14 protein-coding genes are annotated in these 17,390 nt (G+C 59.3%); 8 read left to right on the top strand and 6 right to left on the bottom strand.

The genetic code is table 11. The features are described from left to right. Positions 1–2 precede the first annotated feature (2 nt). On the top strand, positions 3–1,373 hold the full coding sequence (purB, locus tag BHE81_RS21665) for an adenylosuccinate lyase (RefSeq protein WP_004176557.1): 1,371 nt from the start codon (positions 3–5) through the stop codon (positions 1,371–1,373). A 54-nt stretch (positions 1,374–1,427) separates the two neighbouring features. On the opposite strand, the gene BHE81_RS21660 is transcribed toward purB, so the two are convergent. Continuing rightward, positions 1,428–1,790, bottom strand: a complete 363-nt coding sequence (locus BHE81_RS21660) for a cupin domain-containing protein (RefSeq protein ID WP_023279125.1) — start codon at positions 1,788–1,790, stop codon at positions 1,428–1,430. 83 nt (positions 1,791–1,873) lie between these two features. Then, complete coding sequence (locus BHE81_RS21655; protein ID WP_023302068.1) at positions 1,874–2,680, bottom strand: AraC family transcriptional regulator; 807 nt, start codon at positions 2,678–2,680, stop codon at positions 1,874–1,876. 283 nt (positions 2,681–2,963) lie between these two features. On the opposite strand from BHE81_RS21655, the gene phoP reads away from it, so the two are divergent. From phoP to BHE81_RS21640, 3 genes are all read left to right on the top strand, one after another. Further along, positions 2,964–3,635, top strand: coding sequence for a two-component system response regulator PhoP (gene phoP, locus BHE81_RS21650; protein ID WP_004150807.1), 672 nt, complete (start codon positions 2,964–2,966; stop codon positions 3,633–3,635). Beyond that, positions 3,635–5,101, top strand: coding sequence for a two-component system sensor histidine kinase PhoQ (gene phoQ / locus BHE81_RS21645; RefSeq protein ID WP_004147969.1), 1,467 nt, complete (start codon positions 3,635–3,637; stop codon positions 5,099–5,101). The genes phoP and phoQ overlap by 1 nt, the downstream gene beginning before the upstream one ends. 85 nt (positions 5,102–5,186) lie before the next feature. Next, positions 5,187–6,308 carry a cupin domain-containing protein gene (locus BHE81_RS21640; RefSeq protein WP_004176560.1) on the top strand — a complete coding sequence of 374 codons (1,122 nt, stop codon included), beginning with the start codon at positions 5,187–5,189 and terminating at the stop codon, positions 6,306–6,308. A 138-nt stretch (positions 6,309–6,446) separates the two neighbouring features. Here the strand turns inward: BHE81_RS21640 and pepT are convergent, their stop codons facing one another. Beyond that, complete coding sequence (gene pepT, locus BHE81_RS21635) at positions 6,447–7,679, bottom strand: peptidase T (protein WP_004150810.1); 1,233 nt, start codon at positions 7,677–7,679, stop codon at positions 6,447–6,449. A gap of 258 nt (positions 7,680–7,937) precedes the next feature. Here pepT and potA point away from each other — a divergent pair, with 258 nt between their 5' ends. Genes potA through potD form a run of 4 tightly spaced genes read left to right on the top strand, consistent with a single transcriptional unit; the run spans position 7,938 to position 11,740 of the window. Then, positions 7,938–9,074, top strand: a complete 1,137-nt coding sequence (potA, locus tag BHE81_RS21630; RefSeq protein WP_004147966.1) for a spermidine/putrescine ABC transporter ATP-binding protein PotA — start codon at positions 7,938–7,940, stop codon at positions 9,072–9,074. Continuing rightward, positions 9,058–9,915 carry a spermidine/putrescine ABC transporter permease PotB gene (gene potB / locus BHE81_RS21625; RefSeq protein WP_004150812.1) on the top strand — a complete coding sequence of 286 codons (858 nt, stop codon included), beginning with the start codon at positions 9,058–9,060 and terminating at the stop codon, positions 9,913–9,915. The genes potA and potB overlap by 17 nt, the downstream gene beginning before the upstream one ends. Further along, positions 9,912–10,697 (top strand): spermidine/putrescine ABC transporter permease PotC, encoded by a 786-nt coding sequence (gene potC, locus BHE81_RS21620; RefSeq protein WP_004150813.1) that lies wholly within the window; start codon positions 9,912–9,914, stop codon positions 10,695–10,697. The genes potB and potC overlap by 4 nt, the downstream gene beginning before the upstream one ends. Then, complete coding sequence (potD, locus tag BHE81_RS21615; RefSeq protein ID WP_004140590.1) at positions 10,694–11,740, top strand: spermidine/putrescine ABC transporter substrate-binding protein PotD; 1,047 nt, start codon at positions 10,694–10,696, stop codon at positions 11,738–11,740. Before potC ends, potD begins: the two co-directional genes overlap by 4 nt. A gap of 46 nt (positions 11,741–11,786) precedes the next feature. On the opposite strand, the gene BHE81_RS21610 is transcribed toward potD, so the two are convergent. The 3 genes from BHE81_RS21610 to tkt form a co-directional block, all read right to left on the bottom strand. After that, positions 11,787–13,511 carry an aldehyde dehydrogenase family protein gene (locus BHE81_RS21610; protein WP_023302070.1) on the bottom strand — a complete coding sequence of 575 codons (1,725 nt, stop codon included), beginning with the start codon at positions 13,509–13,511 and terminating at the stop codon, positions 11,787–11,789. After that, positions 13,508–15,136, bottom strand: coding sequence for a long-chain fatty acid--CoA ligase (locus BHE81_RS21605; RefSeq protein WP_023302071.1), 1,629 nt, complete (start codon positions 15,134–15,136; stop codon positions 13,508–13,510). Before BHE81_RS21605 ends, BHE81_RS21610 begins: the two co-directional genes overlap by 4 nt. A 237-nt stretch (positions 15,137–15,373) precedes the next feature. Further along, positions 15,374–17,377 carry a transketolase gene (gene tkt, locus BHE81_RS21600; RefSeq protein ID WP_023302072.1) on the bottom strand — a complete coding sequence of 668 codons (2,004 nt, stop codon included), beginning with the start codon at positions 17,375–17,377 and terminating at the stop codon, positions 15,374–15,376. Positions 17,378–17,390 lie beyond the last annotated feature (13 nt).

The following is a 17,390-nucleotide window of genomic DNA, read 5'->3' as shown; positions in this document are numbered from 1 at the left end:
CTATGGAATTATCCTCACTGACCGCCGTTTCCCCTGTAGACGGCCGCTACGGCGATAAAGTCAGCGCGCTGCGCGGTATCTTCAGCGAATTCGGTTTGCTGAAATTCCGCGTTCAGGTGGAAGTACGTTGGCTGCAAAAACTGGCCGCCCACGCAGCGATCAAGGAAGTTCCTGCTTTTGCTGCCGACGCAAACGGTTTCCTTGATAAAATCGTCGCCGATTTCAGCGTTGAAGACGCGGAGCGCATCAAAACCATCGAGCGCACCACTAACCACGACGTGAAAGCGGTAGAGTATTTCCTGAAAGAGAAAGTCGCTGACGTCGCCGAGCTGCACGCCGTGTCAGAGTTTATTCACTTCGCCTGTACGTCTGAAGACATCAATAACCTCTCCCACGCGCTGATGCTGAAAACCGCCCGCGACGAAGTGGTTCTGCCTTACTGGCGCAAACTGATTGACGCGGTAAAAGATCTGGCGACCCAGTATCGCGATGTGCCGCTGCTCTCCCGTACCCACGGCCAGCCGGCAACGCCGTCCACCATGGGTAAAGAGATGGCGAACGTCGCCTACCGTATGGAGCGGCAGTATCGTCAGCTGAACCAGGTGGAAATCCTCGGTAAAATCAACGGCGCGGTGGGTAACTACAACGCCCACATCGCCGCCTACCCGGAAGTCGACTGGCATCAGTTCAGCGAAGAGTTCGTTACCTCGCTGGGTATTCAGTGGAACCCGTACACCACGCAGATCGAGCCGCATGACTATATCGCTGAGCTGTTTGACTGCATCGCGCGCTTCAACACCATTCTGATCGACTTCGATCGCGACGTGTGGGGCTATATCGCGCTCAACCACTTCAAACAGAAGACCATCGCCGGGGAAATCGGCTCCTCCACCATGCCGCACAAGGTGAACCCAATTGACTTCGAAAACTCCGAAGGCAATCTCGGCCTGGCCAATGCGGTCATGCAGCACCTGGCCAGCAAACTGCCGGTTTCCCGCTGGCAGCGCGACCTGACCGACTCCACCGTTCTGCGTAACCTCGGCGTGGGCATCGGCTATGCGCTGATCGCCTATCAGTCCACCCTCAAAGGGATCAGCAAGCTGGAGCTGAACCAGGATCGCCTGCTGGACGAACTGGATCACAACTGGGAAGTACTGGCTGAGCCGATCCAGACCGTGATGCGTCGTTACGGTATCGAAAAACCGTACGAGAAGCTGAAAGAGCTGACCCGCGGCAAACGCGTGGACGCGGAAGGGATGAAGCAGTTTATTGACAGCCTCGCCCTGCCGGAAGAGGAAAAAGTGCGTCTCAAAGCGATGACCCCGGCCAACTATATCGGTCGGGCAACCACCATGGTTGACGAGCTGAAGTAATCGCCCTGCCCCTCTTTCCGCCGGAAAGAGGGGCGTTTTATCGCCGGAAAGCGATCAGATCCAAACGTCGTTCACCGCCGTCCGCTCGCCGCCCTCGTGGCCGGTATTCAACACCCCGCGTGGCTCAATCAGCATCAGCTTCGCTTCCGTCTCCGCCGAGGTCTTATGTTCCACCCCGCGCGGCACGACGATCATCTCCCCGGCCTTCACCAGCACATGCCCGTCGCGGAAGTCCACGCGCAATACCCCCTCCACCACCATCAATGTCTCATCGGTTTCCGGGTGGCTGTGCCAGATAAAGTCGCCGGCGATGCGCACGACCTTGAACTGATAGTCATTCATTTCAGCCACCACTTTGGGCTGCCATTGTTCGCTGAACAGGGAAAATTTATGAGCAAGATTAACGAGTTGAACCATGGGCTGTCTCCTTATGATAAAGGCAGTCAGCATAGTTCGCCTCGCCGCGTTGACGCTTGAACGATTGTGCAACCTGCGCCGCCTTATCCGCGGATAGCCCGCAGCCAGCGCCCCGGAGAGAGGCCAAAGCGGCTGATAAACTGGCGCGTCATGTGGCTCTGGTCGGCAAAGCCCGCGTCGGCGGCAATATCCACCAGACGCTCCCCGGCGCGCATCCGCTGGCGGCAAAAATCGAGCCGGCGCATCATGACGTAGCGCCACGGGCTGGTGCCGTAAAGCGTTCTGAAATCCCGGCTCAGGCTCCAGCGGTCCCGGCCGCTGACCTGCGACAGGGTGTCGAGGGTCATATCCTGCATAAAACAGGCATGGATATACTCCCGAGCCCTCTCCGCCGCCTGATAATCAAACGCCTGGCGACGGGAACGTTGGCCGCCGACAACGGCCAGGGTCTGCGCCAGGTCGTACAGGGCGTCCTCTTCCTCCAGCGGCTCGAAGGTGTCCGTGACCGCTTTTAATAACGGCAGCGCGGCGCACCGCAGGCGCGGATCCGCCGACAGGCCGCCGGGAATAAACGGCAGTGGCCTGCCGCCGAGTATCTTCTGGATCAGCGCCGGTTCGATATAGACCATGCGGTAGTGAAACCCCGCCTCGGTGCCCGCCTCGCCATCGTGTATTTCGTCCGGATGAAGCACAATCGTTCCGCCGGGCAGGCTGTGCTGGCGTCCGCCGCGATAGTGAAAGCTCTGCACGCCGGCGATCGTCTGGCCGATGGCGTAGGTGTCATGCCGGTGCGGTTCGTAGCCGTGGCCGCCGAAGAAGGCTTCGATGCGTTCCGTCCGGCTGGGCGATTGCACCAGCCTGACCCAGTCCGCGCTCTGCTGCTGAAACATAATGGATAACCTGCGGCGTTCTTGAGGGGTGATTCCAGCACTATTACACAAAAAATTAACATCACCAACCCGCTCGCCGTTCGCATCCTGCCGCTGGGCGTTTATTGAAATTACGCATAGAATGAAGGAGTTCCATGCAGTATGCGCAAAGGGCGCCGCCGAATGCTGGCCAGCCCGGGGGCATCAGGGGCCCTTTTTATAAAAAGCTTTATTTAACAGCCGTTTATATTTTGCGTATATAATGAGCGTCAGACTACTATCGAAAATGCTAGGGAGAACAGCCATGCGCGTACTCGTGGTTGAGGATAATGCCCTGCTGCGTCACCACCTCAAAGTTCAGCTGCAGGAGCTGGGCCATCAGGTCGATGCGGCGGAAGATGCCAGGGAAGCGGACTACTATCTGGGCGAACATCTCCCGGATATCGCCATCGTCGATCTCGGCCTGCCGGATGAAGACGGTTTATCACTGATCCGCCGCTGGCGCAGCCACGACGTGTCGCTGCCGGTGCTGGTGCTGACCGCCCGCGAAGGATGGCAGGATAAAGTGGAAGTGCTGAGCGCCGGGGCGGATGATTACGTCACCAAGCCTTTCCATATTGAAGAGGTTGCCGCCCGCATGCAGGCGCTGCTGCGCCGTAACAGCGGTCTGGCCTCGCAGGTGATCTCCCTGCCGCCGTTCCAGGTCGACCTCTCCCGGCGCGAGCTGTCGGTGAATGACCAGCCGATCAAGCTGACCGCCTTTGAATACACCATTATGGAAACCCTGATCCGTAACCGCGGCAAAGTGGTCAGCAAAGATTCGCTGATGCTCCAGCTTTACCCGGATGCCGAACTGCGAGAAAGCCACACCATCGACGTGCTGATGGGTCGGCTGCGCAAGAAAATTCAGGCTGAATACCCACAGGACGTCATCACCACGGTGCGCGGCCAGGGCTATCTGTTCGAATTGCGCTGATGAAGGGACTGTTGCGGCATATCTTCCCGCTGTCATTACGGGTTCGCTTCCTGCTGGCGACCGCCGGGGTGGTGCTGGTGCTCTCCCTGGCCTACGGCATGGTGGCCCTGGTGGGCTATAGCGTTAGCTTCGATAAAACCACCTTTCGCCTGCTGCGCGGCGAGAGCAATCTCTTTTATATGCTGGCGAGATGGGAAAACGGCGCTATTGACGTCGATATCCCGGAAAACCTGAATATGGAAAGCCCGACGGTGACCCTTATCTACGATGAGCAGGGCAAACTGCTGTGGGCGCAGCGTGATGTTCCATGGCTGGCGAAACGCATTCAACCGGAATGGCTGAAACGCAATGGCTTCCATGAGATTGAAGCCGATGTCGACAGCAGCAGTATGCTGTTGCGCAATAACCATGAGATTCAGGAACAGCTGGACGCTATCCGCGAACAGGGCGACGACTCTGAGATGACCCACTCGGTGGCGATCAACCTCTACCCGGCCACCAGCAAAATGCCTCAGCTCAGCATTGTGGTGGTCGACACCATTCCGGTGGAGCTCAAGCGCAGTTATATGGTGTGGAGCTGGTTTGTCTATGTGCTGGCCGCCAACCTGCTGCTGGTGATCCCCCTGCTGTGGGTCGCCGCCTGGTGGAGCCTGCGGCCCATTGAGTCGCTGGCCAAAGAGGTGCGCGAACTGGAGGAACATCACCGCGAAAAGCTCAATCCCAACACCACTCGCGAGCTGACCCGGCTGGTCAGCAACCTCAACCGCCTGGTTCGCAGCGAGCGCGAACGCTATGACAAATACCGCACTACCCTCACCGATCTCACTCACAGTCTGAAAACGCCGCTGGCGGTGATGCAGAGTACACTGCGCTCGCTGCGCGGCGAGAAGATCAGCGTCGACGAGGCGGAGCCGGTGATGCTGGAGCAGATAAGCCGCATCTCGCAGCAGATTGGTTATTACCTGCATCGCGCCAGCATGCGCAGCGGCGGCACCCTCTTGAGCCGGGAATTACACCCGATTGCCCCCCTGCTTGACAGCCTGACTTCCGCTCTCAACAAGGTCTATCAGCGCAAAGGGGTCAATATCTCGCTCGACATCTCGCCGGAGATCACTTTTGTCGGCGAGCAGAACGATTTTATGGAAGTGATGGGTAACGTTCTTGATAACGCCTGTAAGTATTGCCTGGAGTTCGTGGAAGTTTCCGTGCGCCAGACCACCGACAGCCATCTGCACATCCTGGTGGAAGACGATGGGCCGGGGATCCCGCAGAGCCAGCGCCGGGCCGTTTTCGACCGCGGCCAGCGGGCTGATACCCTGCGTCCCGGCCAGGGGGTAGGGCTCTCCGTTGCGCGTGAAATTGTCGAACAATATGATGGAGAGATCATCGCCGGGGAAAGCCTGCTCGGCGGCGCCTGCATGGAGGTGGTGTTTGGCCGCCAGCAGATGGAAGATAAACAGAGTTAATCGTTGAGATTTTTCACGGCGCCTGCATCGCCAGGGCGCCGCATCCGTTATAATCCCTGTCAGACACCTGCAGTGGAATATCAATATGGATTATCAATTAACGCTTAACTGGCCCGACTTTATCGAACGCTACTGGCAAAAACGGCCGGTGGTATTGAAGCGCGGCTTCGCCAATTTTATCGACCCCCTAAGCCCGGACGAACTGGCAGGACTGGCCATGGAGAGCGAGGTCGATAGCCGCCTTGTCAGCCATCAGGATGGAAAATGGCAGGTCAGTCACGGTCCTTTCGAAAGCTACGATCACCTGAGCGAAAACAACTGGTCCCTGCTGGTGCAGGCGGTTAACCACTGGCATGAACCGTCCGCAGCGCTGATGCATCCGTTCCGTGCCCTGCCGGACTGGCGTATCGACGACCTGATGATCTCCTTCTCGGTGCCGGGAGGCGGCGTCGGCCCGCATCTGGATCAGTATGATGTGTTTATCATTCAGGGCACCGGCCGTCGGCGCTGGCGCGTTGGGGAAAAGGTGCCGATGAAACAGCACTGCCCGCATCCGGACCTGCTGCAGGTTGACCCCTTCGAGGCGATCATCGATGAAGAGATGGAGCCGGGCGATATTCTCTATATTCCGCCGGGATTCCCGCATGAGGGTTATTCGCTGGAAAACTCGCTTAACTATTCGGTCGGCTATCGCGCGCCGAATGCCCGCGAGCTGTTTAGCGGCTTTGCCGACTATGTCCTCCAGCGCGAACTGGGCAGCCAGCGCTACGCCGATCCGGACGTGCCGTCCCGCGACCATCCGGCGGATATTTTACCGACCGAACTCGACCGCCTGCGCGAGATGATGCTGGGTCTGATTAACCAACCGGAGCACTTTAAGCAGTGGTTCGGCGAGTTTATCACCCAGTCGCGTCATGAGCTCGACGTCGCGCCGCCGGAGCCGCCGTATCAGCCAGATGAGATTTACGATGCCCTGCAGCAGGGCGATACCCTGGAACGCCTGGGCGGCCTGCGGGTGCTGCGCATTGACGGCGAGGTATTCGTTAACGGCGAGAAGATCAACTCCCCGCACCGTCCGGCGCTGGACGCCTTAGCCACCCATCTGACGCTGCGCGCCGACCATTTTGGCGATGCGCTGGAAGATCCTTCTTTCCTCGCCATGCTGGCAGCGCTGGTCAACAGCGGCTATTGGTTCTTTGGCGACTGAGCCATCATCCTGCCCGGCGGCGCTGCGCTTGCCGGGCCTACGGGTTCCGCGCTCACCGGCTGAACCGTAGGCCGGATAAGGCGAAGCCGCCATCCGGCATCTTGTCCGACACGCGGCCTACCGGGCCACCTGAGAAGATTAATGCCCTTTGCGTGCCGCCGTCAGCTCGGCGATACGCACGATCACCTGCACCGCTTTCTCCATTCCTTCCAGGGTGACAAACTCATGTTTGCCGTGATAGTTGTAGCCACCGGTAAACAGGTTTGGGCACGGCAGTCCCATAAATGAGAGCTGCGCGCCGTCGGTGCCGCCGCGGATCGGCTTCATCTGCGGTTCAATATCGCAGTCCACCATCGCCTGGCGGGCTATATCGACCACGTGCGGATGGGCGATCACCTGCTCATGCATGTTGTAATAACTGTCCTCGATCACCAGCTCAATATAACAGTCCGGGTGCAGTCCCTTGCCGACCTTTTTGGCGATCTCCATCATCTTGCGCTTGCGCGCCTCGAAGTGCTTACGGTCAAAATCGCGGATGATGTAATGCATCTCGGCCCGATCGACGCTGCCTTTCATGCTGGTGAGGTGATAAAAACCTTCATAGCCTTCAGTGGTCTCCGGCGCTTCATCGGCCGGTACTTCGGCATGAATGCGCGCGGCCAGCGACAGCGCGTTGACCATCACCCCTTTCGCGGTGCCGGGGTGCACGTTATTACCGACAATTTTTATCGTCACCGAGGCGGCGTTGAAGTTTTCAAACTCCAGTTCGCCGACCCCGCCACCGTCGACGGTATAGGCCCAGCGGGCGTCAAAGGCCTCGACGTCGAAATGCTTCGCCCCTTTACCCACCTCTTCATCAGGGGTGAAGGCCACGCGGATATCGCCATGAGGAATATTTTTCGCCTGCAGAGTCGCCAGCGCGGTCATAATTTCGGCAATGCCGGCTTTGTCGTCCGCCCCGAGCAGCGTTTTCCCGTCGGTGGTGATCAGCGTCTGTCCCAAAAGCTGATGCAGAACCGGGAACATCACCGGGGAGAGCACCTCATCGCCGATACCCAGCGCGATATCGCCGCCGCGATAGTTTTCAACAATCTGCGGATTAACGTTTTTACCACTGAAATCCGGGGAGGTGTCGACGTGGGAGATAAAACCGATGGCCGGGATATCGCCCTCAACGTTAGCGGGCAAAGTTCCCATTACCGTCCCTTTTTCACTCAGCGTTACCTTGACCAGTCCCATTTCTTCCAGCTGCGCCTGCAACAGGCGTAACAGCTTCCACTGCCCTTCCGTGCTGGGGACCTGACGAACGCCAGGCTTTGACTGCGTGTCCAAAGAAACGTACTGCAAAAAACGCTCAAGCAATTTATCCATGTAGCCACCCTCTTCTTTTGTGACAACATTATTCATAAGCCAGAAAAGACAAATATTGCGTCAGGTCATTTTTAGCCCGTAAAGCGAAATTTAATAACGGAACCGACGTTATGGTGTAAAGGTAGACTATGCGGGCGTATCAAGGATTGGCGATTACCCTCGTTTGCCGTAGAATGCTGGCCCTTATTAAAAACGTGCAACCCCAAAGGTGGTTAATCACAAACCCCGCAGCGGCCGGAAATTTGCCGTTGCGTCTACATGGGACAGAGTCAAAAATTGAATATACAACCGCGTTCGCGTTCGCCGCTGGTGCATCTGGCGGGAATTCGCAAGAGCTTTGATGGTAAAACGGTCATCGACAACCTTAACCTGACCATCAACAATGGTGAGTTTCTCACTCTGCTTGGCCCCTCTGGCTGCGGTAAAACCACCGTTCTGCGCCTTATTGCCGGCCTGGAAAACGTCGACAGCGGACGGATCCATCTCGAAGATCACGATATCACTCATGTTCCGGCGGAAAACCGCCACGTCAATACCGTATTCCAAAGCTACGCCCTGTTTCCGCATATGACGGTGTTCGAGAACGTCGCCTTTGGCCTGCGGATGCAGAAAACACCGGCGGCGGAAATCACCCCACGGGTGATGGATGCCTTAAAGATGGTGCAGTTGGAGGCGTTTGCCCAGCGCAAACCGCACCAGCTCTCCGGCGGCCAGCAGCAGCGCGTGGCCATCGCCCGCGCGGTGGTCAACAAACCGCGTCTGCTGCTGCTCGATGAGTCTCTTTCGGCACTGGATTACAAGCTGCGCAAGCAGATGCAGAACGAACTGAAAGCGCTGCAGCGTAAGCTCGGGATCACCTTCGTCTTCGTCACCCACGATCAGGAAGAGGCTCTGACCATGTCCGATCGCATCGTGGTGATGCGTGATGGCAAAATCGAACAGGACGGCACCCCGCGAGAGATCTACGAAGAGCCGAAGAACCTGTTTGTCGCCAGCTTTATCGGCGAGATCAATATCTTTGACGCCACGGTAATTGAACGTCTCGACGAACAGCGCGTGCGCGCCCGCGTTGAAGGACGGGAATGCAACATCACCGTCAATTTTGCCGTGGAGGCCGGCCAGCGTCTGCATGTCCTGCTGCGCCCGGAAGATCTGCGCGTCGACGAGATCCACCATAACAGCGACGCCGACGGCCTGATCGGCTATGTCCGCGAGCGCAACTATAAAGGCATGACTCTGGAGTCGGTGGTGGAACTGGAGAACGGCAAAATGGTGATGGTCAGCGAGTTCTTTAACGAAGACGACCCGGATTTCGACCACTCTCTTGACCAGAAAATGTCTATCAATTGGGTGGAAAGCTGGGAGGTGGTGCTGGCCGATGAAGAACACCAGTAAATTCCAGAATGTGGTGATCGCCACTATCGTCGGTTGGCTGGTGCTGTTTGTCTTCCTGCCCAACCTGATGATCATCGCCACCAGCTTTTTGACCCGCGACGATGCCAACTTCGTCAAACTGGTCTTCACGCTGGATAACTATTCGCGGCTACTGGATCCGCTCTATTATGACGTTCTGCTGCATTCGCTAAACATGGCGCTGCTGGCGACCCTCGCCTGCCTGGCGCTTGGCTATCCGTTTGCGTGGTTCCTCGCCCGGCTGCCGCAGAAGGTACGGCCCCTGCTGCTGTTCCTGCTGATCGTCCCTTTTTGGACCAACTCGTTGATCCGCATCTACGGGCTGAAGATTTTCCTCAGCACTAAAGGTTACCTGAACGAGTTTCTGCTGTGGCTGGGGGTGATCGACACCCCGATACGCATTATGTTCACCCCCTCGGCGGTGATCATCGGCCTGGTGTACATCCTGCTGCCGTTTATGGTGATGCCGCTCTACTCCAGCATTGAGAAACTGGATCGCCCGCTGCTGGAAGCGGCGAAAGATCTCGGCGCCAGCAAGCTGCAGACCTTTATCCGCATTATCATCCCGCTGACCATGCCGGGGATCATCGCCGGCTGTCTGCTGGTGATGCTGCCGGCGATGGGGTTGTTCTACGTTTCCGACCTGATGGGCGGCGCCAAGAACCTGCTGATCGGCAACGTGATCAAAAGCCAGTTCCTCAATATCCGCGACTGGCCGTTCGGCGCGGCAACCAGCATTACCTTAACCCTGGTGATGGGCCTGATGCTGTTGATTTACTGGCGCGCGGCGCGCCTGCTGAATAAAAAGGTGGAGCTGGAATGATCGGTCGACTGCTGCGCGGCGGCTTTATGACCGCCATCTACGCGTATCTCTACATCCCTATTATTATTCTGATCGTTAACTCGTTTAACCGGTCGCGCTTCGGCATCAACTGGCAGGGGTTCACCACCGACTGGTATAGCCTGCTGATGAACAACGATAGCCTGCTGCAGGCCGCCCAGCACTCGCTGACCATGGCGGTGCTGTCGGCGACCTTCGCCACCCTTATCGGCTCGCTGACCGCCGTGGCGCTGTACCGTTACCGCTTTCGCGGCAAACCGTTTGTCAGCGGCATGCTGTTTGTGGTGATGATGTCGCCAGATATTGTGATGGCCATCTCTCTGCTGGTGCTGTTTATGCTGATCGGCGTCCAGCTTGGTTTCTGGTCGCTGCTGTTTTCGCATATCACCTTCTGCCTGCCGTTTGTGGTGGTCACCGTTTACTCCCGCCTGAAAGGCTTTGACGTGCGGATGCTGGAGGCGGCGAAAGATCTGGGCGCCAGCGAGATGACCATCCTGCGCAAAATTATCCTGCCGCTGGCCCTGCCGGCGGTAGCCGCTGGGTGGTTGCTGAGCTTCACCCTGTCGATGGATGACGTGGTAGTCTCCTCGTTCGTGACCGGTCCGGGGTATGAAATCCTGCCACTGAAGATCTATTCGATGGTCAAGGTTGGCGTTTCGCCAGAGGTGAACGCCCTGGCCACGATTTTGTTGGTTCTGTCGCTGGTGATGGTCATCGCCAGTCAGTTAATTGCACGTGATAAAACTCAGGGGACGTTAAAATGAAAAAATGGTCACGCCACCTGCTCGCGGCGAGCGCTCTGGCAATCGGCATGGGCGCTGCGCACGCGGACGATAGCAAAACGCTCTATTTCTATAACTGGACCGAGTATGTGCCGCCGGGCCTGCTGGAGCAGTTCACCAAAGAGACCGGCATCAAGGTTATCTATTCGACCTACGAGTCGAACGAAACCATGTACGCCAAGCTCAAAACCTATAAAGACGGCGCGTACGACCTGGTCGTCCCGTCGACCTACTTTGTCGACAAGATGCGCAAAGAAGGCATGCTGCAGAAGATCGATAAGAGCAAGCTGACTAACTTCAGCAACCTCGATCCGCAGATGCTGAATAAACCGTTCGATCCGAATAACGACTACTCCATCCCCTATATCTGGGGGGCGACGGCCATCGGCGTCAACAGCGAGGCGATTGACCCGAAAACTATCACCAGCTGGGCCGACCTGTGGAAGCCGGAATACAAAAGCAGCCTGCTGCTGACCGACGACGCGCGCGAAGTGTTCCAGATGGCGCTGCGTAAGCTGGGCTATTCCGGCAACACCACCGACCCGAAAGAGATTGAAGCCGCCTATAACGAGCTGAAAAAGCTGATGCCCAACGTCGCAGCGTTTAACTCTGATAACCCGGCGAACCCGTATATGGAAGGCGAAGTGAACCTCGGGATGGTATGGAACGGCTCGGCTTACGTCGCCCGCCAGGCCGGTACCCCGCTGGAAGTGATCTGGCCGAAAGAGGGCGGCATCTTCTGGATGGACAGCCTGTCGATCCCGGCGAACGCCAAAAACGTCGACGGCGCGCTGAAGCTGATTAACTTCCTGCTGCGCCCGGATGTCGCCAAACAGGTCGCTGAAACCATCGGTTATCCGACGCCGAACCTTGCGGCGCGCAAGATGCTCAGCCCGGCAGTGGCCAACGATAAATCGCTCTATCCGGACGCCGCAACCATTGAGAAAGGCGAATGGCAGAATGACGTCGGCAGCGCCAGCGCCATTTATGAAGAGTATTACCAGAAGCTGAAAGCGGGCCGTTAATCCCGCAGGGCGGAACCGCGGTTCCGCCCTTTTTTTTGCTCTCACCTTAGCCCCGCAGCGCGCGCCAGAGGAGCGCCGGCAATTTGCGCCAGCGCGGCCGATGGTAAAAATCCACCAGCCGCTGCGCCACCGCTTCCTGCCCCCGGTGGGTGATGAACCAGGGCGGCAGGGGCATCAGCGTCAGTTTGCCATGCCAAAGACTACGCGGAAACGGCCGAAACGGCGCCTCAATCACCGTGCGCTCCGTTTTCTCCAGCATAAAGCTGTTATGCACCTTGCCCCGCCCGCTCTGAATATCGTCGAGCGTGTGGCCGGGAAACGCCCCCCACGGGCAAGGGGCTAACAGGAAGGCCACCCCACTCCAGCAGTTGATCGCCACCGTGCCGTAGCGCAGCTCGGCGATCAGCGCATTAAAACGCTTACGTCCAATCGCTTTGCGGGTGCGCGGGTGGATCACAATATTGGCCCCCAGCGTGCCCTGCAGCCGCTGATTCGCATAGCCGATCGCCTGGCGCAGAAAGCTTTCCGCACTATCGGCCTCAAGACGGGTGACCGACAGCCCCGGGCCAAAGACCTCCTGCTGGCAGAACCCGGGATCATCGTCGGTATTCGCCACAATCAACGGCAGCGCGTCACCGCGGGCTATCTCCAGCGGCTGACGGGCGCGCAGGCGAAAGTCGGTCAGCCGGTTTTCAGCGCCGGGGTAGTAGTCCGGGCGGGTATTCGCGGCGATCAGTCGGTACAGCTGATTCAGCAAGGCCGTCGCAGGCTCCCAGCCTTGCTGCAGGATCAGCACCTGGCTGGCCACGCAGTTAAACCCGCCGTTGTTCATCTTCTGCGTCGCCAGCTGCTGCGCCTGAAAAGCGATGTCCGCCTCGCTCCACGGCCCGGGTACGATAATGGTGGGGCTGACGCCGCCCAGCTCCGAGGTCACCCGACGCGGGTTCAGCGGCGTCCCGGCGGCCCGACGCTGGCGAGCCGTCTCACCCTCGCCCCAGACGATGACGTCATGGGTCTCGCGGGAGCCAGTGATATGGATCTCATCGACAGCGGGATGGGTAGTCAGCCACGCTCCCGCCCGGGCGTCGCCGGTGACGATGCGGAGCGCATCCATGGCAATCACCGGCGCCAGGGCCTGGGCCAGCAGATCGTGCAGATAATCATTCACCGGATTGAGCTTCAGCAGGCAGACCTGATTCTCAATAAACAGCTTGTGTAGCACATCCAGTGGCGCAATCGAGGCCACATTGCCGGCGCCAAGCACCAGCGCCAGCTTGCCCTGCCGCGCGGCAGGCGGGATGTCGTATGCCCGCGCCGCATAGCGGTCGAGATGGGCCCGGGTGACGCCTGGCTGCATCCATATCTCAGCGCGAACACCAGACAGAAGCAGCCGATCCCAGAGCGTGCCGGGCACCACCCGCAGCGCCAGGCGGCCGTCCGCCAGCGCCCGCAGCGGGATCCGCCGCAGAAAGGTCTTCTCCTCCAGTTGCTCCAGGGTGGCGATAAGCCCGTTGCAGCCGACCATTAGCGCGCAGGGGCCCGCCAGCCACTCCTCCCCCGCCAGCGGATCGCCCGCCGGCAGCCCTTTGGCCGCCGCCGCGGCGGCCACCCACGCCGGGGCAATACCAGCCAGGGCATCCTTGATCTGGCGCAGCAGCGCCAGACGACGGTTCACTGAGGTTTCCGCCCAGCGCTGGCGCGCCGCCGACAAGGCGTGCAGGGCCGCATCATACTGAGAACAGGTCGTCAGACCGGGTCGCGCATGGCTCATTTTCCCTCACTCATTAAAATCTCTCCGTAGGCCTGGCGCAGCTGATTTTTGAGCACCTTACCCGTGGCGCTGACCGGCAGCGCATCGACAAATATCACCCGGTCCGGGATCTGCCATTTAGGCACCCGCTTCTCAAACCAGCTCAGCAGATCGGTCTCCTCCACTTCGCCCCCTTCCGCACGGACGCACAGCAGCACCGGCCGCTCGTCCCAGCGCGGATGGCGGGCGGCGATGGCCGCCGCGCTGCGCACCCCCGGATGCGCGATGGCGATATTCTCCAGCTCAACGGTGGAGATCCACTCGCCACCGGACTTGATAATATCCTTTGCCCGATCGCTGATCACCAGATAACCATTGGCGTCGAGCGTACCGATATCACCGGTATCAAACCAGCCTGCCGCGGTCAGGGCGCTCGCGTCCTGACCATAGTATTGCTCTACCACCCAGTGCCCTCTGACCTGCAGATACCCCTGGCTTTGACCATCCCGGGGCAACGGTTCGCCATCCACGTCCACCACCTGCAGTTCGATGCCGAAAATGGGCCGCCCCTGACCGGCGCGCTGCTTTTGCTGCTCCTGTGCCGGGAGCGCGTCATGTTTGCTCAACGGTGTGTTGATGGTGCCGATGGGCGATGTTTCGGTCATTCCCCAGGCGTGGGTCAGCGCAATGCCGTAATCACGCTGAAAGGCCTCGGCCATCGACGGCGGCAGCGCGGAGCCGCCGACCAGCGCACGTTTAAATTCAGGCAGCCGGACCTCTGTCCGGCGCATCGCCGCCAGCAAGCCGGCCCAGATCACCGGTACGCCAAACCCCACCGTCACCTTCTCGGCGGCCAGCAGCTGCAGCAGGCTGTCGCCATCGAGGTGCGGCCCCGGCAGCACCAGCCGCGCGCCGACCATGGCGGCGATAAACGGCGTCCCCCACGCGTTGACATGGAACATCGGCACCACCGGCAACAGGCTGTCCTTCGCCGATATGCCGGCGGCGTCCGGCTGGTTGCCGCTCAGGGCGTGCAGGACCAGCGAACGATGGGTGTTCAATACCCCTTTCGGCCGGCCGGTGGTTCCCGAGGTGTAACAGAGCGAAGCCGGAGTCAGTTCATTGAGCTGCGGCCAGCGATAGTCTGCCATCCCCTGCTGCAACAGATCGTCATAAAACAGCAATGAGGGCAGCTGGCTGAGCGCCGCTTCGCTGCGGGACTCCATCAGCACGACGTGTTTCACCGTCGGCAGCTGCGGCAGCAGCTGCGCTACCAGCGGCAAAAAGGTCTGGTCAAAAAACAGCACTTCATCGGCAGCGTCGTTGAGGATATACCGCAGATGGTCAACCGACAGCCGCGGATTGACGGTGTGCGTCACCCAGCCGCCGGAGGCGACGGCAAAATAGATCTCCAGATGGCAGCGGTTGTTCCATGCCAGCGTGGCGCAGCGGGCGCCCAGCGGCAGCCCCAGCGACGCCAGCGCCGATGCCAGCCGCTGAGCACGGCTGGCCACCTCCCCCCAGCAGCTGCGCTCCTTCTCACCGCCAGTACTCACCGAGACAATCTCGGTCTCGCTGTGATACTGCGCCGCATGGCCGAGCAGCGCGGCAGTGGTGAGATCCTGATAAATCATCGGTGACGGCATGGCGGGGTCTCCTTTACAGACGTCCGGCGGAATCGAGGGGCGCGGCGCGATCGTGCGGGCGCCTATTGAATCTGGTCTACATTTGCCGGTCTGCACAAAAAAACGTACAGAAATCAGCGGTCACGCACAAAATAGAGTGGGAAATGGTTCAGAAAGGAAAAGACAAACTCATGACCGGAAGATCATTACTCAGAGAGCGTATCGCCCGACTTCGGGCCGGGCGATAGCGGTGGGGATTTACAGCAGTGCTTTCGCTTTAGCAACCACGTTATCGACGGTGAAGCCGTACTCCTCGAACAGCTGCTCAGCCGGCGCAGACTCACCGAAGGTGGTCATGCCAACGATAGCGCCGTTCAGGCCAACGTATTTGAACCAGTAGTCAGCGATACCCGCTTCCACGGCAACGCGCGCGGTCACGGCTTTCGGCAGTACGGATTCGCGATAAGCCGCATCCTGCTTGTCGAACGCGTCGGTGGACGGCATGGAAACCACGCGCGCCTTCACGCCTTCGGCAGTCAGTTTGTCCCATGCGGCAACCGCCAGCTCCACTTCTGAACCGGTGGCGATGAAGATCAGCTCCGGCTGGCCTGCGCAATCTTTCAGCACATAACCGCCGCGGGCCACGTTCGCCAGCTGCTCTGCGGTACGCTCCTGCTGCGCCAGGTTCTGACGGGAGAGGATCAGCGCGGTCGGGCCGTCCTGACGCTCCACGCCATATTTCCACGCAATCGCGGATTCAACCTGGTCACACGGACGCCAGGTGGACATGTTCGGGGTCACGCGCAGGGAAGCCACCTGCTCTACCGGCTGGTGAGTCGGGCCGTCTTCGCCCAGACCGATCGAGTCGTGGGTGTAGACCATCACCTGACGCTGTTTCATCAGCGCGGCCATACGTACCGCGTTACGCGCGTATTCCACGAACATCAGGAAGGTGGAGGTGTACGGCAGGAAGCCGCCGTGCAGCGCGATACCGTTGGCGATAGCGGTCATACCGAACTCGCGCACGCCGTAGTGGATGTAGTTCCCGGCAGCGTCTTCGTTGATCGGCTTAGAGCCAGACCACAGGGTCAGGTTGGACGGCGCGAGATCTGCGGAGCCGCCGAGGAATTCCGGCAGCAGCGGGCCGAAGGCTTCGATGGCGTTCTGCGAGGCTTTACGGCTGGCGATTTTCGCCGGGTTGGCCTGCAGCTTCGCGATGAACTCGTTAGCTTTCGCGTCGAAGTCAGACGGCATCTCGCCTTTCATACGGCGGGTGAATTCGGCTGCTTCCTGCGGGAAGGCTTTGGCGTAAGCCGCAAACTTCTCGTTCCATGCGGCTTCTTTCGCCTGGCCGGCTTCTTTGGCATCCCACTGGGCATAGATGTCAGACGGGATGTCAAACGGCGCGTGTTTCCAGCCCAGCGCTTCGCGGGTCAGGGCGATTTCGGCGTCGCCCAGCGGCGCGCCGTGGGAGTCGTGGGTACCGGCTTTGTTCGGCGAACCGAAACCGATGATGGTTTTGCACATCAGCAGGGACGGTTTGTCGGTGACCGCCCGTGCTTCTTCTACCGCGCGTTTGATGGCGTCAGCGTCGTGACCGTCCACGCCGCGCACCACGTGCCAGCCGTAGGCTTCAAAGCGTTTGGCGGTATCGTCGGTGAACCAGCCTTCAACGTGGCCGTCGATGGAGATGCCGTTGTCATCATAGAACGCCACCAGTTTACCCAGTTTCAGGGTACCGGCCAGGGAGCACACTTCGTGAGAAATGCCTTCCATCATACAGCCGTCGCCCATGAAGGCGTAGGTGTAGTGGTCGACGATATCGTGTCCCGGACGGTTGAACTGCGCCGCCAGGGTTTTCTCGGCGATAGCCATCCCGACCGCGTTAGCGATACCCTGGCCCAGCGGACCGGTGGTGGTTTCCACGCCTGCGGTGTAGCCGACTTCCGGGTGACCCGGAGTTTTGGAGTGCAGCTGGCGGAAGTTTTTCAGCTCTTCAATCGGCAGATCGTAGCCAGTGAGGTGCAGCAGGCTGTAAATCAGCATCGAACCATGGCCATTTGACAACACAAAACGGTCACGGTCAGCCCAGGCCGGATTGTTCGGGTTATGGTTCAGGAAATCACGCCACAGCACTTCGGCAATGTCAGCCATACCCATCGGGGCCCCCGGGTGGCCGGATTTGGCTTTCTGTACAGCGTCCATGCTCAGGGCGCGCAGCGCGTTGGCGCATTGGCGGCGAGTGGTATTTGTCGTTTTCATCAGTCTTTATCCC

Source organism: Klebsiella sp. AqSCr (assembly GCF_008452795.1).
Taxonomy (GTDB): Bacteria; Pseudomonadota; Gammaproteobacteria; order Enterobacterales; family Enterobacteriaceae; genus Klebsiella; species Klebsiella pneumoniae.
The sequence above is the reverse complement of the archived record's forward strand: the minus strand, read 5'-3'. Positions and strand labels throughout refer to the sequence as shown.